The organism is Actinoplanes xinjiangensis (assembly GCF_003148685.1).
Classification (GTDB): Bacteria; Actinomycetota; Actinomycetes; order Mycobacteriales; family Micromonosporaceae; genus Actinoplanes; species Actinoplanes xinjiangensis.
In genome coordinates this window covers 1-24,927 of the sequence record NZ_QGGR01000038.1, presented here as the reverse complement: position 1 = coordinate 24,927, position 24,927 = coordinate 1, and the positions used below count along the sequence as shown (strand labels likewise).

Below are 24,927 nucleotides of genomic sequence, written 5' to 3'. Positions count from 1 at the left end.
CTCTAGCCGAGGCCGTTCTCGGAGAGGAAGGCCTTCGCCACGACCGCGATGTCCTTCTTGTCCACCTGAACCTGCGCCAGGTAACTGGTCAGGTTCTCGGTGGTCAGCTTGCCCGAGACGGCGTCCAGGGCACCGGTCACCGTCGCGTTGTTCGCCTCGCTGCGGATCAGCGGGATGACGTTCTGCGAGGTGAACAGGTTCTTCGGGTCCGCCAGGGTGACGAACTTGTTGGTCACGATCGACGAGTCGGTGGAGAACAGGTTCGCCACCTGGATGTCACCGTCCTTGAGGGCGTTGACGGTCAGCGGGCCACCCGGGTCCAGCGGCTTGTACTCCTTGAACTCGACGCCGTACACCTCCTTGAGGCCCTTGAGGCCCTGCTGGCGCTCGGTGAACTCGGGGCCGCCGCCGGCGACCAGCGTCGGCGCCACCGCCTTGAGGTCCTCGATGGACTTCAGGTTGTTCTTGGCCGCGGTGTCCGCACTGACCGTCAGGGTGTCCTTGTCCTCGGCCGTCGACTGCGCCAGGACCTCGGTGCCGGACGGCAGCACCTTCTTCAGCTCGGCCAGAACCGTGTCGGAGCTGCTCACCCCGGCCGGGATGCCGTTCGGGGAGAGAGCGGCCAGCAGCGCGCCGTTGTACTCCGGGAGCAGCGAGATCGAGCCGTCCTGAAGCGCCTTGAGGTAGACCTCGCGGGCGCCGATGTTGAACTTGCGGGTGACCTTGACGCCCTTGGCCTCCAGGGCCTGCGAGTAGATCTCGGCGAGCAGCTGGCTCTCCGGGAAGTTCGCGGAACCGACGGTCACCGAGCCACCGGCGGCGCCGGAGGCCGCCGGTTCGTCGGCTAGCGGATCACTGTTCGTGCCACACGCGGTGAGCGTGAGCGCCATGGCGACAGCAGCGACGATGCGCTTCATCTATGAGCCTTTCAATCCGGGTGAGACGATCAGGCGCTGGATCAGCGCCAGAAAGAGATCGACGAGTACGGCCAGTGCGGCGACGACGATGGCGCCGGCCAGAACTCGGGAGTAGTCGTTGACGGCCAGGCCGTCGATCAGAAGCCGGCCCAGCCCGCCCAGGCCGACCGCGGCCGCCACCGTGGCGGTGGCCACCACCTGCAGAGCGGCGTTGCGGAAGCCGCTGAGCATGATCGGCAGCGCCATCGGCAGCTCGACGCGGCTCAGCACCTGCCACGGGCGCATGCCCATCCCGCGGGCGGCGTCGACGACCCGGTGGTCCAGGTTGCGCATGCCGGCGTACGCCGAGGTCAGGATCGGCGGGATGACCAGGACGGTCAGCGCGATCAGCACCGGCAGCAGGCCCAGCCCGAGCAGCGTGACCATCAGCATCAGCAGACCGAGTGTAGGCAGCGACCGGCCGGCGTTGCCCGCGTTGATCGCGATGAACGAGCCCTTGCCGGTGTGGCCGATGTAGAGCCCGACCGGCAGGGCGATGACCGCACCGATCAGCAGCGCCAGCGCCGTGTAACCCAGGTGCGACAGGATCAGGTTCGGGATGCTGCCGGGGTTACTCGGGTCCCAGTGCGCCGGATCGGTCAGGTAGGAGAAGTTCATGCGGCACGCGTCCACGGGGTGACGGCCCGCTGCACGAGCACGATGATCAGGTCGGCGATCCCGGCGAGCACCACCGACAGGATGACGCCGATCAGGATCGGTTCCAGGTAGAACAGCTGGAAGCCGCGGGTGAACAGCTGCCCGAGCCCGCCGATGCCGATCAGCGAGCCGACGCTGACCAGGCTGATGTTGGACACCGTGGCGACCCGGAGACCGGCCAGGATGACCGGCAGCGCGATCGGCAGCTCGACGTCGACGAGCCGGCGCGTGCGGCGGTAGCCCATCGCGGTCGCCGCCTGCACCACGACCGGGTCGACCGCGCGCAGTCCGTCGGCGACCGTACGAGCCAGCAGTGCCACCGTGTAGATGGTCAGTGCCACCACGACGTTGACCGGCGACAGCACCTTGGTGCCGAGGATGACCGGCAGGAAGACGAACAGCGCCAGCGACGGGATCGAGTAGAGCACCCCGAACGTGTTGATCAGCGGGTGGTAGAGCCAGGTGAACCGCACCGCGAGATAACCCAGCGGCAGCGCGATCGCGAATCCGAAGAGGATCGGCAGCAGCGCGAGGTACAGATGCTCCTGCAGGGCCTGCCAGACGATCACGTGATTGTTCGTCAGATACTGGATCATGAGCGGCGGCTCGCCAGGTAGTCGGCCAGGTCGTGGTGACTGACCAGGCCGTCGGCGGCTCCGTCCGGCCCGACCCGCACCGCGATCCCGCCCGGCGAGCTGATCACCAGATCGGTGACCACCCGCAGCGAGTCGTCCTTGGTGAAGACGCCCGGCAGGCCGAGGGGGCGGCCGGAGTCGTCCAGGTCGATCCCGTCGACCGGGCGGACCGGCAGCTCGGCGGCGCTGTCGAAGGAGAGGCTGCGCAGCCCCCGGTCACGGCCGACGAACGAGGCCACGAAGTCGTCGGCGGGCTCGGCCAGCAGCTCCCGCGGGGTCGCGAACTGGGCCAGCCGCCCACCGGTACGGAACACCGCCACATGGTCGCCGAGCTTGATCGCCTCGTCGATGTCGTGGGTCACCATCGCGATGGTCTTGCCGAGATCCTGTTGCAGGCGCAGGAACTCGGCCTGCAACTGGGCGCGGACCACCGGGTCGACGGCACTGAACGGCTCGTCCATCAGCATGATCGGCGGGTCGGCGGCGAGCGCCCGGGCGACCCCGACGCGCTGCTGCTGACCGCCGCTGAGCTGGGCCGGGTAGCGCTTCGCGAACTCGGCGGACAGGCCCACCCGTTCCAGCAGGCCGAGCGCGGCCTCGCGGGCCGCGCGGCGGGTCTGGCCGAGCAGCACCGGGACGGTCGCGACGTTGTCCAGCACGGTGCGGTGCGGAAACAGGCCGGCGTGCTGGATGACGTAGCCGATGCTCCGCCGCAGCCGGGCCTCGTTCTGCTGGGAGACGTCCGCACCGTCGACCAGGATCCGGCCGGAGGTCGGCGTGACCATCCGGTTGATCATCCGGAGGGACGTGGTCTTACCACAACCGGAGGGCCCGACCAGTACGGTGATCTTGCCGGTGGGCAGTTCCAGGTTGAGATGGTCCACCGCCGTAGTGCCGCCGGGGTAGACCTTGACGACGTCCTCGAATGTGATCATGGCACTCCCAGTTGATCTTCTGAATTCTACTATTCATACTCGCCAAGTAGTGAATAATGTGTCAACGTCCGGTCACGGTCTGGAGACTTCGTGCAGGTCCGGCTAGATGGGCGCTCCCTGACAGTTCCAGAACTGGAGACGATCGCCTCCGGTGCGACCGGGATCACCGTCGACCCGGCGGCCCTCACCCTCGTCGACGAACGGCACACCGGCCTCCGCGAGGCACAGGCCCGCGGAGCCGTCTACGGCGCCAACACCGGCGTCGGCGCGAACCGGCACGAACAGGCCGGCGACCCCGACGGTCACGCGCTGCGCCTGCTGCTCAGCCACTGCGCCGGCGTCGGGCCCGAGGAGGACGACCGCACCGCCCGGGCCGTCATGGCCGTACGCCTCAACCAGCTCCTCGCCGGCGGATCCGGCGTCTCGCGCCGGACCACCGAGGCGCTCGCCGCCGCGGTGCGGGCCGGCGCCGTCCCCACCCTGCACCGCTGGGGCGCCATCGGCACCTCCGACCTGTCCGCACTCGCCGAACTCGCCCTCACCCTCGCCGGCGCCCGCCCCTGGCGCAGCGGCACGGCACCGGCCGTCGAACTGGACGCCACCGACGCACTGCCGATGATCAGCTCCAGCGCCCTCACCGTCGCCACCTCCGCGCTAGCCGTCTCGGACGTCCACCGTCACCTACGGGCCTCAACGATCATCGCCGCGCTTTCCTTCCTGGCCCTGCGCGGCAACCCCGAGGCCTACGATCCTGCCGTGCACGCGGCCCGCCCGCATCCGCACCAGATCGCCGTCGCGGAGACACTGCACACCCTGGTCGACGGCGCGTCACCGGCGCTGCGCATCCAGGATCCGTTCGGCCTGCGGGTGGTTCCCCAGGTCACCGCGCCCGCCCTGCACGCCACCGAGACCCTGACCGCCGCGGTCACCGCCGAACTCAACGCCGCCGTCGAGAACCCCCTGATCACCGCCGACGGTGTGCACCATCACGGCCAGTTCCACACCGCCGCCCTCGCCGCCGGACTGGACGCCGTCCGCGGCGCGTTCCTGCCCGTCATGTCCCTGTCCGCGGCCCGCCTCGGCCTGCTGATGCGCCCCGACATGACCGGCCTCCGCGCCTTCCTCGCCGACGGCCCACCCGGCAGCTCCGGCCTGATGATCACCGAATACGTGGTCCAGGACCTGCTCGCCGAGATGCGCGCCGCCGTCCAGCCCACCGCCTCCGGCACCCTGACCATCTCCCTGGGCCTGGAGGAACACGCCAGCTTCGCCACCCAGGGCGCCCGCTCCCTGCGCACCATGACCCGCCTCACGCCCACCCTGCTGGCCGCCGAACTGGTCGCCGCGGTCCGCGCCCTGCGCCTCTCCCCCGAACGCCTCACCACCGGAACCCTGCGCGACGCCTACGACCTCGCCGCCGACGCCCTCTCCCCCGACCTGACCGATCGCCCCCTCGACACCGACCTCACCGGCGCCGCCGCGCTGCTCCCCACCCTCGCCGCCCTCCTCTGACCTGCCAGCTCCGGCCCCTCACCCCAGGCGGCCTCATCCGGTACGGGACACGCGAACCGTGGCCGGCAGACCCGCGAGAGGCTGCCCCCTCACGGCCGCAACGCGACCGCCGGGCTGGTTGCCCACTCACCGGCCCCGCGCTCCCGCCCCCCGAGACAGCGGTGAGAACCAGCCACCAACACCCGGCTGGCCGTCACCGCTGTCTCACGACGCCTGAGACAGCGGTGGGGGCCAGCCATGAAGATCGGGCTGGTCGTCACCGGTGTCTCGTGACCGTTGAGACAGCGCGGGGTGTGGGGCTTCAGGGGTGGGGGGTTGGGGTGGAGGGGCCGGGGGTGTGGCGGCGGCGGGTGGCTATCGCCAGGAGGGCTACCAGGGTGAAGGCGGCGGCCGTCCAGCCGATGCCGATCGTGTCCAGCCAGGTGGTCACCCGGCCCTGGAGTTCGCCGACCGCGCCGATCACCGGGTCGGTGGGTGAACCGCCGGCGGCCAGGCGCAGTTCGTACCAGCCGTAGTAGGTGACGTACAGGCCGGCTGCCAGCAGGAAGGCGCCGGAGAGGCGGGAGATCCACGGAAGTACGGCACGGGTCCGGCGGACGGTGGCCTCCCGGGCGAAGGCGACCAGCATCGCCAGCAGACCGACGACCAGGCCCATGCCCAGGCCGTAGGCGACGAACGCGGCCACCCCGGACCGGATGTCGGCGCCGCCGGAGACCAGGCCCGTCACGGCCAGGAACGGGGCGATCGTGCAGGACAGGGATGCCACCGCGTAGGACGCTCCGTAGCCGTACAGGGCGAGGATCGAACCCGTCGGAGAGCCGGCGGCGAGCCGCGGAAGCCGGACCTGCAGCTCCCGGCCGGACAGCAGCCAGGCGCCCAGCAGAACCAGGACGCCTCCGGTGACCACCGCCGCCCACGGCAGGTGCCGCTGGATCGGCGCCGTCGTCACGGCCAGTACCACCCCGATCAGGCCGAAGACGGTCACGAATCCGGCTGTCATCGCCGCCGACAGGCGCAGCGCCCGCAGCACCCCGCCGGGGCCGGCGACCAGCAGCGCCAGGAACGACGGCAGCAGCGCGAACCCGCACGGGTTGAACGCCGCGAGCAGCCCGGCGGCCAGGGCGAAGGTGAGCGTCTCGAAGTCCACGACCGTGCATACGGTTGTGGGCCGTCCGCGGATTACCGGGCCGGGACGCGGCGATCGTCTGGGTGGCGGGCGGGTCGGGACGCACGGTTGACCGGCCTTTCGGCCGTTCGACCAGGAAAGCCGGGTACGCCTCCGGGTACCGCCGCCCGCGCGCACGATGGTCCTCAAGGAATACGGCAGCGAAAGAGGGGGACATCGTAATGCGGAAGAACATGATCGCGCTCATGGCCACGACCGTCATGGCGGCCGGGGCGGCTCCTGTCGTCGGTGCGGCTCCGGCATACGCCGAAAGCCGGTTCGGATGCGATTATCCGCGTATCTGCTTCTACCTGACCAGCGCGGACTGGCTGGCCCGTAAGCCGACTTCGGCTTTCCGGGACATCACTCAGGATTTCCAGAAACTGGGGCCGCGGGCTCGTGGTGCCTATGCCGCCTACAATTCTCGGATAGACGATTCCGCCTGGCTCGAGATGTCGGATGGATCGCAGACCTGTCTGGCGCCGGCCGATACCTGGTTCTTCGATCAGGTCAGCCCACCGCAGAGGGTGATCGGCGTGCAGATCACCGATCAGAACGAGTGTTTCTGAGTGCCTTCCGGCGGCGCCCCGGTGCGCCGCCGGAACCGTTCGCGGCGACAGCGTCATCGTGATGTGCCGGCGGTGTACTTCGGGTACGTGCGGAGGAAGCGGCTCAGCTCGGGAGTGTGAAGAGGCGCCGCCACCACGGGGGCCGGGTGGGCGGCGGCGGGTCCTCGGGTGGCGGCAGGGTCGGGCGGGTCGCCAGCCAGAGCGCGACCACCGGCTCCGGGTCGACCTTGCGGACGAACAGGCCGGGGTGGGCCGGCCGGCGCCAAGACTCTTCGATGCGGCGGTTCAGGTCGGCGATCGCGGCACGGACCTTCTCCTCGGTGGGCAGGTCACGGACCGTGTCGTCGAGGTCTTCGGACTCCTTGCGCAGCAGCAGCGGCAGTGGCAGCGCGACGTCGGCGGGGACCTCCTCGCGCTCCAGGTAGCCGCGGATCCACCAGTCCTCGTCGTCGCCGCCCGGGGGCAGGGCCTTGCCGGTGCCGGGCAGGTTGTCGAAGGCGCCGCGCTCGGCGGCCTCGGTGATCTGCTGATCGATCCACGACTCGAAGCTCACGCCGATCGGTTTGCGTTCGGTCATCGCGACCCCCGAATCCATCGAGACAACTCACGGCCAGCGTAACCGCCGACAGCGGTGACCGTCGCCCACGCCCGGCGGGCGCGCTGCCGGCCGGGAGCGGGCAGCCCCGTCGCGCCGGTAGGCCCGGGGCGGCGTGGGTTGCGGCCGGGGAGGGGTGGTTCGTACCGGATCAGGGTTGTCGCAGTAACCGGGCGGGATTCGCGGTGAAGTAGGCCTCGTGGAAGGCGACCGGGTCGAGGGGCTCGGCGTAGGGCCGGTCGGAGCCGTGCACGACGGCGGCCGGGCCGACGACGCGGGCCAGCGCGGCGATGGCGTCGGTGCGGTAGGACGAGGTCTCGTAGAAGACGTTCGGGTCGCGGTCGAAGGCGGGACCGCCGCGGGCGGCGAGGCGTTCGTGATGCAGGGGGGCGAGGCCGGCCAGGGCGACGAAGGCGATCCGCAGGCCGGGGTGGCGTCGACGGCCGGCGACGTGCCAGGACATCCAGGAGCGGTGCATCTGCGCCACGTACGGCACCAGCGCCGGCCACCAGTCGGGCAGCCCGCCGGGCTCGGCCGGAGCGGGCCCGGGGTGCACGAGCAGGGGCTTGCCGGACCGTTCGAGGACCTCCAGCAGCGGCGCGACGTGGCCGATGGCGTCGGGGCTGTCGAGTGCCGTGGCGGGCAGTTGCAGGCCGGCGATGCGGTCCTCGCGCAGCACCCGGGCCAACGCGGGCCCGTCGGGTGCGGCGACCGGCGCGGCGGCCCACACCCGGAACGGGTCGGGCAGTGCCAGCGCGCTCGCGTGCCAGATGTCGATGAGGTCGGCGCCGTCGGCGGCGTGTTCGATGCCGAGGGGGCTGGACAGCGAGACGAGGACCCGGTCGGCGTGTTCGGCGGCGCGCCGGCGTTCCACATCGTGGGCGGCCGGGTCGACCTGGTACGGGTTCTCCCCCGGCAGATACAGGGTCCAGTCCCGCAGGTACGGCATGACGTCGCGCTCGCGCAACGCGGTGACCAGGGCCGGAGGCCAGATGTGCTGATGGCAGTCGACCCGCATGCCGACGAGCCTACCGGCCGAGGTGAACGTTAACAGTCACCGCTTATCTGGCACGATGCCGCCCATGACGAGTATCGACAGGGTGACATTCGGCGAGCTGGCCGACGGCACGGGCATCGAGAAGTGGACGCTGACCAATCCGGGCGGCGTGTCCGTGTCGATCCTCACCTGGGGTGCGACCATCCAGTCCGTGCTGGTGCCGGACCGCGCCGGCGACCTCGCCAACGTGACGCTCGGGTTCGCCGACCTGTCCGGGTACACCGATCCGGCCTATCTGGCCGGCAACCCGTTCTTCGGCGCGACGGTCGGGCGGTACGCGAACCGGATCGCCGGTGGCCGCTTCACCCTCGACGGGGAGAGCCACAAGCTGGTGCAGAACGAGGGCAAGACCACCCTGCACGGCGGGTCGCACGGCTTCGACCAGCGGGTCTGGTCGGCCACCGAGGTGGACGGCGGGGTGCGGATGACCCACACCTCGGTCGACGGGGAGCAGGGCTTCCCGGGGACGGTGCAGGTCGGCGTCACGTTCACCCTCGACGAGCGCAATGCGCTGCGCCTGGACTACGAGGCGGTCACCGACCGGGCGACGGTGGTCGCGCTGACCAACCACGCCTACTGGAACCTGGCCGGCGAGGGCAGCGGCACCGCCGAGCACCACCTGCTGCGCATCGACGCCGGGCACTACACGCCGGTCGACGCGACGCTCATCCCGACAGGTGAGATCGCGCCGGTGGCGGGTACGCCGTTCGACTTCCGGGAGTTCCACCCGATCGGCGAGCGGGTCCGGGGTGGGCACCCGCAGCTCGGGATCGGCCGTGGGTACGACCACAACTACGTGCTGAACGACGGCGAGGGCCTGCGGACGGCGGCGGTGGTACGCGACCCGTCGAGCGGGCGGGAGATGACCATCGAGACGACCGAGCCGGGCCTGCAGTTCTATTCGGGCAACTTCCTCGACGGCAAGCTGCGCGGCGGGGGCGGGCTCACCTACCGGCAGGGTGACGCGTTCGCGCTGGAGACTCAGCATTTCCCGGACAGCCCGAACCAGCCGGCGTTCCCGTCGACGGTGCTGCGGCCGGGCGAGACCTACCGGTCGACCACGGCCCACATCTTCTCGCTGCTCGCCTAGGGGTTGCGGGGCCACGGCCCCGCAACCACCGCTTGTCCATTGCTCCGGATCGATGGTTAACTTCTGGGAGCGCTCCCACTCCTTCCCGTTCCCATCCCCCGGAGTTGGTACATGGCTAGATTCCGTATCTTCGCCGCCCTCGCGGCCCTGGCCCTGGGTGTGGTCGTCGGCCCAGCCTCGGCCGCCCAGGCAGCCACCACCCCGGCAGTGGCCACCGGCTACGCCCACACCTGCACCATCCCCGCCGACGGCACGCTGTGGTGCTGGGGCGGGAACTACACCGGCGCCCTCGGCGACGGCACCACCAACCACCGGACCACCCCGGGCCGCGTCGGCACCGCCACCGACTGGGCCTCGATCGACGCCGGTTTCCTGCACAACTGCGCGGTCCGCTCCGGCGGCACGCTGTGGTGCTGGGGCAACAACTTCCGGGGGCAGCTCGGCGACGGCTCCACCACCACCCGCTCCGCCCCGGTACAGGCCGGGACGGCCACCACGTGGGCCACGGTCAGCGCCGGCGACAGCCACACCTGCGGCGTGCGCACCGACGGCACGCTGTGGTGCTGGGGCTTCAACCGGTCGGGGCAGCTCGGCACCGGGCCGGCGTCCTACACCGAGAACTCCCCGGTGCGGGTCGGCACGGCGAGCAACTGGGCGACGGTGGCGGCCGGGTTCGCGCACACCTGCGCGACCCGTACCGACGGGACGCTGTGGTGCTGGGGTGACAGCACCAGGGGACAGCTCGGGCTCGGCATCCTCAACTACCGGGCCACCCCGGAGCAGGTCGGCACCCTGACCACCTGGAAGACCGTCACTTCGGGGTACGCGTTCAGCTGCGCCACCCGTACCGACGGGACGCTGTGGTGCTGGGGCGAGAACGGCTACGGGCAGCTGGGCATGGCCGGCAACTACCAGACCACGCCGGCCCGGGTCGGCGACGCCAGCACCTGGAACCGGGTCACCGGCAACGACAACTCGGCGTGCGGGTCGCGTACCGACGGCAGCCTGTGGTGCTGGGGCAACAACATGGAGGCGCAGCTCGCCGACGGGACCACCACCAACCGGTACGCCCCCACCCGCGTGGGTACGGCCACCGACTGGACCGGTGACTTCGCGATCGGCTACCACGGCTGCGGCCTGCGTACCGGCGGCGCCCTGTGGTGCTGGGGCAACAACGCCAACGGTCAGCTCGGCGACGGGACCACCACCCGCCGTCCGGCACCCCAGACGGTGACCCTGCCCAACTGAGCCGTAGGCCATTAGCATCCGTCTATGACCTACCGGATCGGCGGGAACCTGGCCGGCTCTTCACGGCCGGCCGGGTTCGCCGTCGTGACACTCGCCTACGTGGCGGCCGGCCTCGCCGCGTGGGCGGTCGCCGCCCTGGTGACCGGGCCGCACCCGCTGCTGGTCACCTTCTACGCCGACCTGGCCGCCACCGTCGTGGTGTTCGCGGCGAGCATGCTGGTCGCCAACGCGAGCCTCTACGACCCGTACTGGAGCGTCGCCCCCGCCGCGATCGTGGTCGTCTGGGTCACCCTGGCACCACCGCTCACCGGCCGGCAGGTCGCCGTGCTGCTGCTGGTGCTGGCCTGGTCGGCCCGGCTGACCGCCAACTGGGCGCTCTCCTGGCGCGGCCTGCGCCACGAGGACTGGCGGTACGTGCAGTTGCGGGAGCAGCGCCGGCCCGGTGTCCCGTGGTGGCTGATCAACCTGGCCGGCATCCAGCTGATGCCCACACTCGTGGTCTTCGCCGGCCTGCTCGCCGTCTGGCCCGCCACCACCGTGACCGGCCGCTCGTGGAACCTGCTCGACGTCGCCGCCGTGGCCGTGACCCTCGGCGCGATCCTGCTGGAGGCCACCGCCGACCGGCAGCTGCACCGCTTCGCCGGCGATCCGGCCAACCGGGGCGCGATCATCGACCGTGGCCTGTGGCGGTACTCGCGGCACCCCAACTACCTCGGCGAGATCGCCTTCTGGTGGGGGATGTGGCTGTTCGGGCTGGCCGCGGCACCGGACTGGTGGTGGACGATCATCGGGCCGGTCACCATGGTGCTGCTGTTCACGTTCGTGAGCGTGCCGATGATGGACCGCCGGTCGCTGATCCGCCGGCCCGCCTACGCCGAGCACATGCGGCGTGTCCCGGCGCTACTGCCCCGGCCCGCCGGTTTCCGATCGGGTGGTTGAGTCCCGCTTTCCGGGGCACACGTGCCGGTATGACGACAATGAGCGAAAACCGGTTCGCCGTGATCACCGGAGGGTCCAGCGGGATCGGCTACGAGCTTGCCCGGCAACTCGCCATGCAGGGCTTCGACCTGCTGATCGTCGCCGAGGACGCGGGCATCGAGGAGGCCGCCGCCGATCTGCGCCGCGACGGCCGCAACCAGATCACCGCGATCCGCGCCGACCTCGCCCAGTACGAGGGCGTCGAGCAGGCGTGGGCCGCGATCGAGGCGACCGGCCGGGACGTGGACGTGCTCGCCCTCAACGCGGGCCGCGGCATCGGCGGCGAGTTCGTCGGCGGCACCGCGCTGGCCGACGAGCTGAACGTGATCGACGTGAACGTCACCTCGACCGTGCACCTGGCCAAACGCGCCCTGCCCGGGATGGTCGCCCGGGGCCGCGGCCGGGTGCTGATCACCTCGTCGATCGCGTCGATGATGCCCGGCACCTACCAGGCGGTCTACAACGCGTCGAAGTCGTTCGTGCAGTCGTTCGCCGAGGCACTGCGCGCCGAGCTCAAGGACACCGGCGTGACCGTCACCTCGCTGATGCCCGGCCCGACCGAGACGAACTTCTTCCACCGCGCCGACATGGACGACACCCGGGTCGGCGCGAGCAGCAAGGACGACCCGGCGCAGGTCGCCGAGCAGGCCGTCCGGGCACTGCTCGACGGGCGGGAGAAGGTGCTGGCCGGCTCGGTGACGACGCGGGCGCAGGCGGTCGCGAGCAAGGTCGCACCCGACCGGGTCAAGGCGGCCATGCACGCGCGGATGGCCGAGCCCGGATCGGCGCCGGAATGAGGGCGTGACCCTGCTCCGCACCCCGCGCGGACGGGCCGTTCGCCGCGGGTGACGATTCGCCGGCCGCCGGTTCGTCATCATGGTGAAGGTTTCCGACGAACAGGGAGACAGACCATGCGGTACGCGCTGATGACGCACCACTTCGAGCCGGCTGAGGGCGAACTCAGCGACGAGACACTGGCCGCCGGCCGGCAGGCGTTCGACGTCTACGCGAAGGCTCTGCACCGGGCCGGGGTGCTGCTGTCGGCGGACATCCTGTTCCCGACGGGGTCGACGACCACCGTCAGCCGGCGCGACGGTACGCCGCGGGTGCAGGACGGACCGTTCGCCGAGACGAAGGAGGCACTGGCCGGGGTGTTCCTGATCGACGTGCCCGACCTGGACGCGGCGATCGGGTGGGCGGACAAGTGCCCGGTCGTGGAGTGGGGCTCCGTGGAGATCCGCCCGGTGGCGACCTCGTTCCTCGACGGCGCCTGGACCCACTGAGACGGGCCGGGCGGGAGCACGGTGCGAGACACCGGCCGATGGACGCGCTGACCGCGGCCGCCGCGGCCGCCCGTGACTGGCACGGGCGGCTGCTGGCCCTGCTGGCCTCCGGGTCGGGAGACATCCCGGCTGCCGAGGACGCGCTGGCCGACGCCTACGAGGCGGCCGTCCGGACGTGGCCGGAACGCGGCGTTCCGGGCAATCCGGGCGGCTGGCTGCTGACCGTGGCCCGCAACCGGCTACGGGACCGGTGGCGGGCGGCCGAGGTCCGGCGGACCGTGGCGCTCGACGTCGAGCGGGACGCCCCGGCCCACCTCGACGACGTGGACGTGGACGCGGTTCCGGACCGGCGGCTGGAGCTGATGCTGGTCTGTGCGCATCCGGCGATCGACCGGGCGATGCACACGCCGCTGATACTCAACACCGTGCTCGGGTTCACCGCCGAGCAGATCGGGCGGGCGTTCTCGGTGCCGGCGACGACCATGGCGACGCGTCTGGTGCGGGTCAAGAAGCGGATCAGGACGACCGGGATCCCGTTCCGGATCCCGGACCGCGACGGCCTGCCGCCCCGGATGGCGGCGGTGCTCGAAGCCGTTTACGGGGCGTACGTGATCGACCGGACCGAGGCCCTCCACCTGGCCGGGGTGCTGGCCGCACTGGTCCCCGACGACCCGGAGGTGCACGGGCTGGCCGCGCTCGTGCAGCTGTCCGCGGCCCGGGCCGGTGCCCGGACCGGCGTGGACGGACGGTTCGTGCCGCTCGGCGAGCAGGATCCGGCCCGATGGGACCGGGGGCTCATCGCGCGGGCGCACGAGCATCTGCGGGTGGCGCACGGGCTGGGGCGGCTGGGCCGGTTCCAGGTGGAGGCGGCCATTCAGGCGCTGCACTGCTCGGGGGCGGCGGATGCCCGTACCCTGCTGGATCTGCATCTGATCCTGCACGCTCTGGCGCCGTCGCTGGGTGGTGGCGTCGCGCTCGCCGCCGTGACCGCCGAGGCCGAAGGCCCGGCCGCGGGGCTCGCCCTGCTCGACGACCTGCTGGCCGGAGCCGGTGAGGCGGGGGAACGGTTCCAGCCGGCCCGCGCGACCCGTGCGCATCTGCTGGACCGTCTCGGCCGGCCGGCGGAGGCGACCGCCGAGTACGACCTGGCCATCGCCCTCACCCGCGACGACGCCGAACGGGAGCACCTGCGCGAGCGGCGCGCCGTCAGGAGACGGTGAGTTCGGCGATCCGGGACAGGTCGTTCACGCCGTTCGCGGCGAGGGTCAGGATGCGCACCGCCGTCGTGGGGCGGGCCGGGAACTCACTGGTCCGGGTGGTCGCGGAGTTGCCGCGCACGGAGGCGACGGTCTGCCAGTCACCGGCCCAGACCTGGACGTCCCAGTCGCGCAGGCCGCCCTCGGCGGGGGTCGTGACGTCCACCCGGGACGCGGTGACCGGGGTGTGCCAGTCGAGTTGGTACCAGTCGGGCCAGTAGCGGTTCGTGCCGTCGGACCAGAACGTGGCCGGGTCGCCGTCGGCCGCGTCGCAGATCGGGTTCGCGGCGCGGAACGACGCGGCGGTCACCCCGGTGGCGTGGGTGGTCAGGCCGGCGGCCGGCGGCGGGGCGGCCACCGTGACCGGGACGTCGACGTGCCGGCTGCCGCTGTCGACCCGGATGACGTAGGCGCCGGGTGGGGTACCGGTGGCGGCGCCGACCCGGACCGGCACGGCGCGGGTGTAACCGGCCGGCAGCCACGTCGACACCAGGGTGCGCTGGAGGTGCAGGGCCTTCGGCGCGGTGAGTTCGGCGTCGGCGTACACCGGCCGGCCGGAGATGTTCGCCAGGCGTACGGAGAGATTGCGGGCATTGCACGGGCCGGTGGTGAGCGGAAGGGAGTGCGGGTTCACCGTCAGGTGGACCGGGTCCGGCGCGGGCAGCGCCGGGAGGAGCGCGCACAGCAGCGCCGCCGTCGTGTTCATGCCGGGACCAGTCCGGGCCGGGCGCGCTCGGAGACGAACGTGGCACGCGTGGTGATCGGGGAGCCGGGACGGGTCACGTGCGACAGCACCCGGAAGTCGGCGCGCAGGGTGTCCCGGGTCAGTTCGCAGCGCACGTAGCCACGCTGCCCGTTGGTGAACCGCAGGTGCGGGCTGAACCGCTGTTGCAGCTGGAGTTTCGGCACCACGTCGGCGCCGTCGCCGCCGCTGGTGAGGGAGGTGCCGACCAGTTCCACGGCGACCGGTGGGGTGTCCGGGCGGGCGAAGTCGGTACGCAGGTCGGCGGCGTAGTTGAAGTGGATGTCACCGGTCAGCACCACCGTGCCGGGCACGCGGGCGGCGGTGCCGAGGATCGCCGCGCGGTCGGCCGGATAGCCGTCCCACTTGTCCATGTCGAGGCGGCCGGCCTCCCCGCCGTAGCGGCACTCGGCCATCATCACCTGCTGGGCCAGCAGGTTCCAGCGCGCGCCCGACGTGGCCATGCCGTTGAGCAGCCAGGTCCGCTGGCCGGGACCGAGCAGGGTCCGGCCCGGCTCGTCACGTTCCCCGCAGACGTCCCGGATGCCGTCGCCGCACGCCTGGTCGGTGCGGTACTGGCGGGTGTCCAGCAGATAGGCGTGGGCGAGATCGCCGAACCGCAGCCGCCGGTGCAGTGGCATGTCCGGTCCGGCGGGCTGCCGCGGGCGGCGCAGCGGCTGGTTCTCCCAGTAGGCGCGGTACGCGTTGGCCCGGTGCACCAGGAAGTCCGCGGGCGGCACCTCGAACCGGGGCACACCGGCCGCGTAGTTGTCCTGCACCTCGTGGTCGTCCCAGGTCAGCGCCCACGGGACGGCGGCGTGCGCGGCCTGGAGATCCGGGTCGGTGCGGTAGAGGGCGTACCGCATCCGGTACAGGTCGAGGGTGTCGGTGGCCAGCTCGAACGTGTCGGGCAGCCGCAGGGACGCGTCGTTGCGGGCACCGCCGGCGCTGGTGACGGCTCCCTCGTAGAGGTAATCGCCGAGGAAGAACAGCACGTCCAGGTCCTCACCGGCCAGATGCCGCAGGGCCGTGTACCAGCCGTCGGTGTAGTTCTGGCAGGAGGCGATCGCGAACCGCATCCGCTCCGGTCGCGCCGTTCGCGCCGGCGCGGTCCGGGTACGCCCGGCCGGGCTGATGTGCCGGCCGGTGCGGAACCGGTAGAAGTAGTCGCGGCCGGGCTCCAGACCGCGCACGTCGACGTGGACCGAGTGCCCGTAGGCGGCGGCCGCGGTGGTGGCGCCGTCCTTGACGATCCGGCCGAACCCCTCGTCCTCGGCGACCTGCCATCGCACCGGGAAGTCCGCCTTCGGCAGGCCACCGGCCGGTTCGAAGGGTCGCGGCGCGAGGCGGGTCCAGAGGACCACACCTTCCGGGAGCGGATCACCGGAGGCGACCCCGAGGGTGAACGGATCGGCTTTCGGCGGTGCGGGGGTCAGCGTCGCGAGGGGCAGCGCGAGGAAGCCACGACGATCCACTACGCCCCACTTTCACCGTTTTTGTGATCTTAACCGGACAACCGGACGGTGAAGACGGTTCCCTCGCCGGGAACACTCGCCACGTCGATCGTGCCGCCGTGGGCCTCGACCAGCTTGCGGGTGATCGCCAGACCCAGGCCGCTGCCCCCGGTCGCCCGGCTGCGGGACTCGTCGGCACGCCAGAACCGGTCGAAGACGCGGGGCAGATCGTCCGCGCCGATGCCGATGCCGGTGTCGCGTACCGTGATGGTGCTCCGGGACGCGGCGACGGTGACCGTCCCGCCGGGCGGGGTGTAACGGATCGCGTTGGACACCAGATTCCCGACCACCTGCCGCAACCGCACCGGATCGGCCCGCACCACCGGATCGCCGTCGACCGACGTCTCCAGCCGCACCGACGCGGTCCCCCGGTGGGCGTCGGTGACCTGCTCGATCACGTCCCGGACCCGGATCGGCTCCGGATGCACCCGCAGCGTCCCGGCGTCCACCGCGGCCAGATCGCTCAGATCGTCGATCAGGTGCTGCAACTGCACCGACTCCTCGTGCAGCAGGTCCACCAACTGGGCGTCGGTGGGCGCCAGATCATCCTGGGCGGCCTCCAGCCAGCTGCGGATGTTGGTCAACGGCGTCCGCAGCTCGTGCGCCACGTCGTTGACCATGGCGCGCCGCTGCTCCGCCGACGCCTGCAGCGCCCGGGCCAGGTGGGCGATCTCGTCCCGGCCGGAGATCACCACGGGCGCCTGCCGGTCGGCGGCCTCGGTCAGCGCCCGCAGCGGCCGCACCAGGCGGCGGCCGGCCAGCACGGTCACCACGATGGTGGCGAACAGGACCGCACCGGTGACCGTGACGATCCGGACGGTGTTCTCCTCCGACAGCGTGAACGTGGTCTCGTCGGTGCCGGTATCCGGGTCGGTGACGAACAGCAGGGCGGGCGGGGCGACGTACGGCTGGAGCTGGGTGCGGCGGGACTTCTCCAGGCAGGACCGGATCCGCGCCGTCGTGCCGGCCTCGGCGACCTTGAATCCGGGGACGACCGGCTCCGCGACCCGGTCAGCGGACTGCTTCCAGCTGAGGACGTAGGCGGTGAACCGGGGTGACACCACGACGGTTCCGCCCTCCACCCCGCCGAGGCAGGCGCCGGTCATTCTGCCGAGGATGTTCAGCGCCTTCTTCTCGGTGGCGGTGACCTCCTCGTCCAGAACGCCGGCGCACCGGGCCAGTGCGCCGGACGTGTCGGGCACGGTCAGCTCCACCGACGGACGGCCACTCGGCGTCTCCACCACCCGGCCGGCGGCGCCCATGTCCTCCAGGCAGGACATCGTCCTCGTGGCGTAGGCGCGCAGCCCGGCACGTTCGGCGGCGGGCAGCAGGTACGGTCCGACGGCCCGCGGGTCGATGCGCTCCGTGCCGCCGGTCAGGCCGAGATCCAGGTTCAGCGGGTCGACGACGGCCGACGGGCGGGCGGCGGCCAGTGACGGGCCGGTACCGGAGTCGATGAGCACCTGACGGTCCTCGGTCATCAGGGTGATCCGCCGGCTCAGCTTCGCGGCCCGCTCCCGGATCAGCGCGGGAGCCTCCGACCAGTCCGGATGTCCGGCCGCGTAGGCGACCAGCATGTCGTAGACACCCTTGTCGTCGGTGAGCGACCGGCCCTGCTCCTGACTGATCGCGCGGGTCGCCGTCCGGGTGGCCAGCCAGGCGGTGGCCCCGATCGCGGCGATCGCGATCAGCACCGACGTCGCCAGCAGCCGGGTCACCAGGCTGTGCCGCCACGGCACCCGGTTCATGCCCCACCCGCCGTCAGGCGGTATCCCACGCCGTAGACCGTGAGCAGCTGCACGGGCCGTTGCGGATCCGTCTCGATCTTGCGGCGCAGATTCATCACGTGCACGTCGATGGTCCGCTCGGTCGAGCTGCGGTCGATGCCGCGGGTGTGATGCAGCAGCTGGGCCCGGCTGAACACCCGGTCCGGCTGCTCGCACATGGCGGCCAGGATCGCGAACTCGCCGCGCGTGCACTCGATCGGCTCGCCCTCGACGGTCACCCGGCGCGTGCCCGGGTCGAGTGTCACCCGGCCGACCCGCCTCGGGGCCCTCCCGGTCTCCTCCACCGGCCGGCGCGCCCGGCGCAGCAGGGTCCGCACCCGGGCCATCAGCTCCCGCGGACTGTACGGCTTCGTCAGATAGTCGTCGGCGCCCAGCTCCAGGCCGAGCAGCAGATCATCCTCGCCGGTGCGGGCGGTCAGCATCAGCACCAGCACCTCGGACTCGGCGCGCAGCGTCCGGCACACGTGCAGGCCGTCCAGCTCCGGCATCATCACATCCAGGACCAGCAGGTCCGGCCGCAGCCGCCGGGCCTGCTCCAGCGCCTGCCGCCCGTCGTGCACGACCACCGCCTCATGCCCGTCGGCCTCGAGATACCGCCGGACCACCTCGGCCTGCCGGCGATCGTCGTCGGCGACCAGCACATGTGCGCACATGGCGGCGACTATAGGTGCGGGTACCACGATCGGACCCGTCGTCGGGCCGGACCTGACAGCTTTCTAACGATCTCCGCACAGGCTCTCCGGCATGCCTGCGAACACTCACCTCCGGCGGATCGGGCTTCTGCTGGCGCTGCTGCTGCTGTCCGGCGCCGGGATCTTCCTGCTCACCCGGCACCGGTCCGCGGCCTCCCCCTCCCCGGACGCCACGGCGACGGTCGAGACCGCCAAGCTCGAACGACGCGATCTGAGCACGTCGAAGACCATTCCCGGGACCATCGGGTACGGGACCTCGCGCGCCGTCGAGGGCCACAAGGACGCGACCGTCACGTGGCTGCCGGCGCCGGGGACGAGCATCAAGCGGGGGCAGCAGCTGTATCGGGCCGATGACCGGCCGGTGCCGCTGTTCTACGGCGGGATGCCGCTCTACCGCACCATCGGGGGCAGAGGGCTGGTCGGCCGGGACGTGGAGATCATCGCGGACAACCTGGACCGGCTGGGCTATGCGCTCGGTCACCGGCCACGCGCGGGCTCGTGGGTGACTCCGCCGGCGTCCTCCCCGCCTCCGCCCTCTGCGCCTCCGTCCGCCCCGCCCGGGTCCCCGGCCTCCTCACCGCCCGCCTCCCCCGGGTCCCCGGCACCCGTCAAGATCAAGAAGGACGAGGGGGTGCTCACCGCCGGGATGATCGCGGCGATCAAGAAGTGGCAACGCGACCTCGGCCTGCCCGAGACCGGCACGATCGCCGTCGGTGACGTCGAGATCCTCGCCGGCGCCGTCCGCGTCGAGTCGGTCGCCGTGCAGCCCGGCGCACCGGTCGGCGGCCCGCTCATGTCGGTCACCCCGACCCGCAAGGTGATCACCGTGGCCGCCGGCCTGTCCGAAGCCGCATCGATCGAACGCGGTGCCGCCGTCACGGTGATCCTGCCCGACGAGAAGGAGATCCCCGCCCGCGTCCTGTCGGTCGGCCGCTCCCTGGCCGCCCCCGAGGGCTCGGTCGGCAGCGGCACCCCGCAGCTGACCGTCACGGTGACCGTCAACGACCCGGCCACCCTCACGAAGATCGACTCCGCGGAGGTGACCGTCAGTTTCGCCGGCAGGGCCCGCGAGGACGTGCTGGCCGCACCGGTCGAGGCCCTGATCGCGCTCGCCGAGGGCGGTTACGCCGTACAGACCCCGTCCGGCCTGGTCGCCGTCACCACCGGCATGTTCGCCCAGGGCTGGGTGGAGATCACCGGCGACGGGCTGACCGAGGGCACCGACGTCGTGGTGGCGTCGTGACCGGCCCGGTTCTCTCGGTCCGCAACGCCGGCATGGTCTACCCCGGAGGCGTCACCGCCCTCGACGGGATCGACCTCGACATCCACGCTGGTGAATTCGTCGCGATCGTCGGCCGGTCCGGCTCCGGCAAGTCCACCCTGCTCAACATCATCGGCACCCTGGACCGGCCCACCTCCGGCACAGTGTGGATCGCCGGTCAGGACGTCACCACCCTCTCCGACAAGCGGCTGTCGGCGCTGCGGGCCCGCGAGATCGGCTTCGTCTTCCAGCAGTTCCACCTGACCGACGGCCTCAGCGCCACCGACATCGTCGCGACCGGCCTGCTCTACGCCGGGGTGCCGCGACGCAAACGGCCGGCGATGGCGGTACAGGCCCTGGACCGGGTCGGTCTCGCCCACCGGGCCGGGCACCGCCCGCACCAGCTGTCCGGCGGCGAACGGCAACGCGTCGCGATCGCCCGCGCCCTCGTCAACAACCCGGCCCTGATCCTCGCCGACGAGCCGACCGGCGCCCTCGACACCACCACCGGGCAGACCGTGCTGGCCCTGCTGCGCCGGCTCAACACCGAGGGCGCCACGATCGCCCTGATCACCCACGACCGGGAGATCGCGGCCGCCCTGCCCCGCCGGATCGAGATCCGCGACGGGCGGCTGGTCGCATGATGAACCCGATCGACCTGCTCGGCCTCGGTGTCGTCGGATTACGGACCCGGCCGCTACGGGCGCTGCTCTCCGGCCTCGGCATCGCGATCGGCATCGCCACCATGATCGTGGTGACCGGCATCCCCGCCTCCAGCCAGGCCGCCCTGGTCCGCGAACTGACCGCCCTCGGCACCGACACGCTCCAGGTGATGCCGGTACCCGACCAGGATCCGCCGGCCCGGCTGCCGGAATCGGCGGTGGCGATGGCCAGGCGGATCGGCCCGGTCCGGGCGGCGAGCGCGGTCGGCAACACCCATGCACCGGTACGCCGCAGCGACCGCGCCGACCCCACCAGCGGCACCGGCCTGAGCGTGCTGGCCGCCCGGCTGGACCTGCCGCCGGTGATCGGTGCGCGCGTCGCGTCAGGACGGTGGCTGACCGCGGCCACCGCCGAGTTCCCGGCCGTGGTGCTCGGCTCGGTCGCCGCCACCCGGCTCGGCATCACCGCGGTGACCGCCGACCCGCAGGTGATGATCGCCGACCGCTGGTTCACCGTCGTCGGGATCCTCGCCACCACTCCCCTGTCCCCCGACATCGACCGGTCGGTACTCGTCGGATGGGAGTCCGCCCGCACCGAACTGCGATTCGACGGCCGCCCCACGGTCGTCTACCTGCGGGCCGACGAGACGCAACTGGAAACCGTCCGGTCGGTGCTCGCCGAGTCGATCAATCCGGAGCGGCCCGGCCAGGTGCTCGTCACCCGCCCGTCCGACGCGCTCGCCGCCAAACGCGCCACCGAGAGCAGCTTCTCCGTACTGTTCCTGGCCCTCGCCGCGGTGGCCCTGGTCATCGGCGGGATCGGGGTCGCCAACACGATGGTGGTGTCGGTCCTGGAACGCCGCTCGGAGATCGGATTACGGCGGGCGCTCGGTGCCACCCGTGGACAGATCCGCGGGCAGTTCCTCACCGAGTCGATGGTGCTGTCCACCGCCGGCGGGATGGCCGGCACCGTGCTGGGAGTGGTGGCCACGGTCGCGTACGCCCGCTGGCAGGACTGGCCGATCGTGGTGCCCGTCGGATCCGCCGTCGTGGGGGTGGGCGGCGCCGTGGTCATCGGGGTCCTCGCGGGGGTCTACCCGTCCGTACGCGCGGCTCGTCTGCCTCCGGCGCAGGCCCTGCACTGACCGGGAAAGGGCGGCCGGGATGATCCCGGCCGCCCTTCGTCTCCGGCTCCGGCACTACCGCTTGGCCGCGACCTCGCGCTCGCAGTCGGGGATGCGGTCCATGCCCAGCGAGATCGACCGCGAGTCGTTCTGGTCGCCGCCGAGCGCGATCGAGATGCCGTCCTCACTGACCTCGACGAACTTGACGCCCTCCCGCTTGAGGCACTTCACCACGTCGAGGGCGAAGTCCCGCGCCTCCGGGTTCGCCGGATCCTTCTCCCACGGCGGCAACGGCAGGAACTGCGGCTCACAGATCTGACTCGCCTTCTCCGCCTTCTCCTCCTGCGCCGAGTCGGCCGGCGCCAACTCGGCCTGCTTCCGCTCGAGCTGCACGTCGAAGCCCTGCTCCCGCATGCACCTGTTGTACGGCTCCAGCAGCGCCTCGTACTCCTCCGGGGTCATGTCGAGCCGTTCGCGGGGCCGCTCCGCCTTCTTCGACGCCGCCGCCGACGGCGCGGTGGCGGCCGTGCTCTGCAACGTCGCCACCCGCGGCGCACCCTGCTCATCCGCCTTCTCCGGGGAGCCGCAGGCCGGCAGCGCGGTGAGCGCCACCGCGGCGAACATGAGCGCGGCATTCCTGCGCATGGGAAACCCTCCTGTCCGGCAGGGACGATCCCCGCCGCGCCGGAAAGCCTGACGAGCAATAATCAGGAAGTCGTCAGGTTCGATCAGGAGCGTTCATGTCAGCGTTCGGTCCCGCCCTGTTCGTGTCCCGCGCCGACGGCACGGCCATCACCGAGGCCGAGCAGTCGGCGATCCTCACCCGCATCCGCACCGCCACCGCCCGCCTGGGCCTGCCCCGGGCGGTGCCCCGCGTCTACGACTACGACGGATACCAGCCGTTGGCGCTCGGAGTGCTCCTCTACTCCGAATACGGCTACCAGCACATGCCCGCCGAGGTCCGCGAGGACCAGGATCAGGCGTGGGCCGACCAGAGCCGCCTGGTCGGTGCCGCGGTGGACAGCCAGATCCCCAGCGTCTACCGCTTCACGGCGTCCACCGTGGAGGATTGAGCCGCCGTGCGGACGGCACTGGTCACGACCCGGCTGCGGCTGGACGCCTGCACACCCTCAGATGCCGCCGAACTGCACGTCCTGTTCAGCGATCCGCTGACCAACACGATCGGGTCCGGCCCGTTCACCGCCCTCGACCAGACCGAACAATGGATCCGCAAACGGATACGGTTCCAGGAGGAACACGGCCTCTGCTGGTACGCCGTGCGCACCCTCGGCACCGGCACCCTGATCGGCAACTGCGGCCTCCTGGTCGGACGAACCTGGCCGGCGGGCCCGGAACTCGGCTACCTGATCGGCGCCGCCCACCAGCGCCGCGGCTACGCCTCCGAGGCAGCGATCGCGGTCGTCGCCGAATGCCGCGCCTCCCGGGTGCCCCGCCTGTGGTCGACGATCCGGCCCCACAACGAGCCGTCCCGCCGGATAGCGGAACGTCTGGGCCTACGTCTCGACCACACCGGCCACGACGACCGCGGCGCCCTCGACCACTACGCCGCCGACCTCACACCCTGACCTCTCGGCCGTCAAGCACGTGCCGTGATGCGGAAGACCGGATAGTCGGGGGCGATCCGTTCGAACTGTGCCAGTGGCTGCCGGCGGTGGACCGGGAAGTGGGCTCTGGCACCGGGTGCGACGGCGAGGTAGCGGCGCAGAATCGGGGCCCGGTCGGTGGCCGGCACCTCGATCAACCGAACCGGATGCCGGCGGCCATGACGCAGAACCGCCTCGCCGCCCGCGGCGCGGACATTCGCCACCCAGTTCGCGTTCTCCCCCAGCATCGACACCAGGTAGCGCGCGCCGTCGTGGTCGGCGGTCACCAACGGGAACCCGATCGTGCGTCCGCTGACCCGGCCGGTCACCTCCAGCGTCACCCACCCCGCCGGGCCGAGGAGGCCGGTACCGTGCTGAACACCGGCGATCCGGTTCAGCAGCCGGGCGAGCCGGTTCGGGCGGCCGCCGCGATACATCCATCGCCGCCACCGGCGCGACAGGCTCATGGCTGCCCGCTCTCGAGAATGTCGGTGAGCGGGCGGCGGGGCGTCGCCGCGGCGGGTGCGGCGTAACCCAGCCGGATGATGATCTGCGCGGTCCGGCCGGTGGCCGGGTCGGTGAGCAGGTCACGCACGGCGGGAATCTCCACGGGCTGGCTGATCGGGGTGGTGGCCAGGTGATGGTGAGTGGCGGTCAGCAGCACCCGTTGCAGAGCCTGTCCGGCGCGGACCCAGTCGGCCGGCGTGTCGTCGTCGGTGGCGAGGACCACGATCGTCGGGTGAGCCTCGAACCGGGCGGATGGACGTTGCGGCTGGGGGTGGACCAGGCCGAAGTCACGCAGCGGCAGGTGCTCCAGAGCATCCCACGGCCCGTACGCGGTGTGCGGGATCCCGTCCTGGCGGTACGACCGGGGCCGGGTCCACCGGCCGAGTTCGGCGCGGTAACCGCCGCGGCCGCGTAGCCGTGCCTCCGCGGTCCGGGCGAGGCCGATGATCGTGTCCCGGCTTACCGCGCCGGCCCGGGTGAGGGTGGCGCCTTCCCGGGCGGCGGCGGCACACAGGTGCTCCATGCTGTCGGCCGGTACCACCGCGTTCGCGAACGGGAGCCGATTGGTGTGCCGGCTCCCGATCGCCGCGGCCAAAGCGTTGACCTGCGCCGATGGTGTGGTGACCTGGCCGGCCCGGATCCGGGCGACGAGGTCCGGGCGGGCCGGGTCGGGGAAGATGGTCACCTCCGGTATCCGGCCCTGCATGCCGATGGCCAGGCGCAGGGTGAAGACGGCGGCGCCGACGCTGATCAACAGCTCGCGGCCCGACGGGTCGAGGACCTCCAGTTGCCGGCTGCGGTCGGCGAACACCTCGACCGTGCCGCCGTCGATCCGGAACCGCCATGGCTGGCTGTTGTGCAGCGACGGCGCAAGCGTGGCGGTCCGTACACAGCCGGCCAGGGCTTGTTCGTCCAGGGGTGTCATCGTCACCGCACCTCTCCCATCATCTCGTCCCGGCCGGTGATCCTGGCGGCTGCCGCCCGGCCGCGGTCAGCGGTATCGGCCCGGCTCGGTGTCCGGGTAGGCGTACAACTCGGCGAGCCGGGCACGGGCGGCGTGCAGCCGGTCGGCGAGCACGGCGAGGAACCGGGCGTTCA

Annotated in this window: 27 protein-coding genes; 13 read left to right on the top strand and 14 right to left on the bottom strand. The window is 71.8% G+C overall.

Annotated elements, in window-relative coordinates; translation table 11 throughout:
• Nucleotides 1-2 precede the first annotated feature (2 nt).
• The 4 genes from BC793_RS43735 to BC793_RS43720 are packed head-to-tail and all read right to left on the bottom strand — an operon-like array spanning nucleotide 3 to nucleotide 3,183.
• Nucleotides 3-917 (bottom strand): ABC transporter substrate-binding protein, encoded by a 915-nt coding sequence (locus tag BC793_RS43735; protein WP_109602544.1) that lies wholly within the window; start codon nucleotides 915-917, stop codon nucleotides 3-5.
• A complete protein-coding gene (locus BC793_RS43730; RefSeq protein ID WP_109602588.1) occupies nucleotides 918-1,574 on the bottom strand; it encodes an ABC transporter permease in 657 nt (218 codons plus the stop codon). It lies immediately after the preceding gene.
• On the bottom strand, nucleotides 1,571-2,209 hold the full coding sequence (locus BC793_RS43725; protein ID WP_109602543.1) for an ABC transporter permease: 639 nt from the start codon (nucleotides 2,207-2,209) through the stop codon (nucleotides 1,571-1,573). Before BC793_RS43725 ends, BC793_RS43730 begins: the two co-directional genes overlap by 4 nt.
• Nucleotides 2,206-3,183 carry an ABC transporter ATP-binding protein gene (locus tag BC793_RS43720; protein WP_109602542.1) on the bottom strand — a complete coding sequence of 326 codons (978 nt, stop codon included), beginning with the start codon at nucleotides 3,181-3,183 and terminating at the stop codon, nucleotides 2,206-2,208. The genes BC793_RS43725 and BC793_RS43720 overlap by 4 nt, the downstream gene beginning before the upstream one ends.
• Before the next feature lie 90 nt (nucleotides 3,184-3,273).
• Here BC793_RS43720 and BC793_RS43715 point away from each other — a divergent pair, with 90 nt between their 5' ends.
• Nucleotides 3,274-4,695: an aromatic amino acid lyase gene (locus BC793_RS43715; protein WP_109602541.1), complete on the top strand. Its 1,422-nt coding sequence runs from the start codon at nucleotides 3,274-3,276 to the stop codon at nucleotides 4,693-4,695.
• 301 nt (nucleotides 4,696-4,996) lie between these two features.
• Here BC793_RS43715 and BC793_RS43710 read toward each other — a convergent pair whose 3' ends face one another.
• Nucleotides 4,997-5,842, bottom strand: coding sequence for a cytochrome c biogenesis CcdA family protein (locus BC793_RS43710; RefSeq protein WP_203896612.1), 846 nt, complete (start codon nucleotides 5,840-5,842; stop codon nucleotides 4,997-4,999).
• Nucleotides 5,843-6,066: 224 nt separating this feature from the next.
• Here BC793_RS43710 and BC793_RS43705 point away from each other — a divergent pair, with 224 nt between their 5' ends.
• On the top strand, nucleotides 6,067-6,429 hold the full coding sequence (locus tag BC793_RS43705; protein ID WP_146246735.1) for a hypothetical protein: 363 nt from the start codon (nucleotides 6,067-6,069) through the stop codon (nucleotides 6,427-6,429).
• A 103-nt stretch (nucleotides 6,430-6,532) separates the two neighbouring features.
• Here BC793_RS43705 and BC793_RS43700 read toward each other — a convergent pair whose 3' ends face one another.
• Complete coding sequence (locus BC793_RS43700; RefSeq protein WP_109602539.1) at nucleotides 6,533-7,006, bottom strand: DnaJ family domain-containing protein; 474 nt, start codon at nucleotides 7,004-7,006, stop codon at nucleotides 6,533-6,535.
• Nucleotides 7,007-7,175: 169 nt separating this feature from the next.
• Nucleotides 7,176-8,042: an amidohydrolase family protein gene (locus BC793_RS43695; protein ID WP_109602538.1), complete on the bottom strand. Its 867-nt coding sequence runs from the start codon at nucleotides 8,040-8,042 to the stop codon at nucleotides 7,176-7,178.
• 64 nt (nucleotides 8,043-8,106) lie between these two features.
• Between BC793_RS43695 and BC793_RS43690 the strand changes: the two genes are divergently transcribed.
• The 6 genes from BC793_RS43690 to BC793_RS43665 all read left to right on the top strand — a co-directional run bounded on the left by BC793_RS43690 (nucleotide 8,107) and on the right by BC793_RS43665 (nucleotide 13,900).
• Nucleotides 8,107-9,171: an aldose epimerase family protein gene (locus BC793_RS43690; protein ID WP_109602537.1), complete on the top strand. Its 1,065-nt coding sequence runs from the start codon at nucleotides 8,107-8,109 to the stop codon at nucleotides 9,169-9,171.
• Between the two features lie 111 nt (nucleotides 9,172-9,282).
• Nucleotides 9,283-10,419, top strand: a complete 1,137-nt coding sequence (locus BC793_RS43685) for an RCC1 domain-containing protein (RefSeq protein ID WP_109602536.1) — start codon at nucleotides 9,283-9,285, stop codon at nucleotides 10,417-10,419.
• Nucleotides 10,420-10,443: 24 nt separating this feature from the next.
• Entirely contained in the window at nucleotides 10,444-11,358 is a 915-nt protein-coding gene (locus tag BC793_RS43680) for a DUF1295 domain-containing protein (RefSeq protein ID WP_109602535.1), read from the top strand.
• 29 nt (nucleotides 11,359-11,387) lie between these two features.
• A complete protein-coding gene (locus tag BC793_RS43675) occupies nucleotides 11,388-12,194 on the top strand; it encodes an SDR family NAD(P)-dependent oxidoreductase (protein ID WP_109602534.1) in 807 nt (268 codons plus the stop codon).
• A gap of 114 nt (nucleotides 12,195-12,308) precedes the next feature.
• Nucleotides 12,309-12,680, top strand: a complete 372-nt coding sequence (locus BC793_RS43670; RefSeq protein WP_109602533.1) for a YciI family protein — start codon at nucleotides 12,309-12,311, stop codon at nucleotides 12,678-12,680.
• A 38-nt stretch (nucleotides 12,681-12,718) separates the two neighbouring features.
• The gene (locus BC793_RS43665) at nucleotides 12,719-13,900 is read left to right on the top strand and encodes an RNA polymerase sigma factor (RefSeq protein WP_203896613.1); all 1,182 of its coding nucleotides are present in this window, start codon (nucleotides 12,719-12,721) and stop codon (nucleotides 13,898-13,900) included.
• Here BC793_RS43665 and BC793_RS43660 read toward each other — a convergent pair.
• Genes BC793_RS43660 through BC793_RS43645 form a run of 4 tightly spaced genes read right to left on the bottom strand, consistent with a single transcriptional unit; the run spans nucleotide 13,887 to nucleotide 18,632 of the window.
• A complete protein-coding gene (locus BC793_RS43660; protein ID WP_109602532.1) occupies nucleotides 13,887-14,642 on the bottom strand; it encodes a discoidin domain-containing protein in 756 nt (251 codons plus the stop codon). The two genes, BC793_RS43665 and BC793_RS43660, sit on opposite strands and share 14 nt — an antisense overlap.
• The gene (locus BC793_RS43655; RefSeq protein ID WP_109602531.1) at nucleotides 14,639-16,153 is read right to left on the bottom strand and encodes an alkaline phosphatase D family protein; all 1,515 of its coding nucleotides are present in this window, start codon (nucleotides 16,151-16,153) and stop codon (nucleotides 14,639-14,641) included. Before BC793_RS43655 ends, BC793_RS43660 begins: the two co-directional genes overlap by 4 nt.
• A 29-nt stretch (nucleotides 16,154-16,182) precedes the next feature.
• A complete protein-coding gene (locus tag BC793_RS43650; RefSeq protein WP_109602530.1) occupies nucleotides 16,183-17,940 on the bottom strand; it encodes a sensor histidine kinase in 1,758 nt (585 codons plus the stop codon).
• Nucleotides 17,937-18,632, bottom strand: coding sequence for a response regulator transcription factor (locus BC793_RS43645; RefSeq protein WP_109602529.1), 696 nt, complete (start codon nucleotides 18,630-18,632; stop codon nucleotides 17,937-17,939). Before BC793_RS43645 ends, BC793_RS43650 begins: the two co-directional genes overlap by 4 nt.
• 91 nt (nucleotides 18,633-18,723) lie before the next feature.
• Here BC793_RS43645 and BC793_RS43640 point away from each other — a divergent pair, with 91 nt between their 5' ends.
• The 3 genes from BC793_RS43640 to BC793_RS43630 are packed head-to-tail and all read left to right on the top strand — an operon-like array spanning nucleotide 18,724 to nucleotide 21,739.
• Nucleotides 18,724-19,914, top strand: a complete 1,191-nt coding sequence (locus BC793_RS43640) for an efflux RND transporter periplasmic adaptor subunit (protein ID WP_109602528.1) — start codon at nucleotides 18,724-18,726, stop codon at nucleotides 19,912-19,914.
• A complete protein-coding gene (locus BC793_RS43635; protein ID WP_211340663.1) occupies nucleotides 19,911-20,576 on the top strand; it encodes an ABC transporter ATP-binding protein in 666 nt (221 codons plus the stop codon). The genes BC793_RS43640 and BC793_RS43635 overlap by 4 nt, the downstream gene beginning before the upstream one ends.
• Nucleotides 20,573-21,739, top strand: a complete 1,167-nt coding sequence (locus BC793_RS43630; RefSeq protein ID WP_109602527.1) for an ABC transporter permease — start codon at nucleotides 20,573-20,575, stop codon at nucleotides 21,737-21,739. The genes BC793_RS43635 and BC793_RS43630 overlap by 4 nt, the downstream gene beginning before the upstream one ends.
• Before the next feature lie 54 nt (nucleotides 21,740-21,793).
• On the opposite strand, the gene BC793_RS43625 is transcribed toward BC793_RS43630, so the two are convergent.
• Complete coding sequence (locus BC793_RS43625) at nucleotides 21,794-22,363, bottom strand: hypothetical protein (RefSeq protein ID WP_109602526.1); 570 nt, start codon at nucleotides 22,361-22,363, stop codon at nucleotides 21,794-21,796.
• 95 nt (nucleotides 22,364-22,458) lie between these two features.
• Here BC793_RS43625 and BC793_RS43620 point away from each other — a divergent pair, with 95 nt between their 5' ends.
• Both BC793_RS43620 and BC793_RS43615 read left to right on the top strand, forming a co-directional pair.
• A complete protein-coding gene (locus tag BC793_RS43620; RefSeq protein WP_109602525.1) occupies nucleotides 22,459-22,791 on the top strand; it encodes a hypothetical protein in 333 nt (110 codons plus the stop codon).
• 6 nt (nucleotides 22,792-22,797) lie between these two features.
• Nucleotides 22,798-23,304, top strand: a complete 507-nt coding sequence (locus BC793_RS43615) for a GNAT family N-acetyltransferase (RefSeq protein WP_109602524.1) — start codon at nucleotides 22,798-22,800, stop codon at nucleotides 23,302-23,304.
• Between the two features lie 11 nt (nucleotides 23,305-23,315).
• On the opposite strand, the gene BC793_RS43610 is transcribed toward BC793_RS43615, so the two are convergent.
• Nucleotides 23,316-23,789, bottom strand: coding sequence for a nitroreductase/quinone reductase family protein (locus tag BC793_RS43610; RefSeq protein WP_239170667.1), 474 nt, complete (start codon nucleotides 23,787-23,789; stop codon nucleotides 23,316-23,318).
• Complete coding sequence (locus BC793_RS43605; RefSeq protein ID WP_109602583.1) at nucleotides 23,786-24,754, bottom strand: Acg family FMN-binding oxidoreductase; 969 nt, start codon at nucleotides 24,752-24,754, stop codon at nucleotides 23,786-23,788. Before BC793_RS43605 ends, BC793_RS43610 begins: the two co-directional genes overlap by 4 nt.
• Nucleotides 24,755-24,927: the final 173 nt, after the last annotated feature.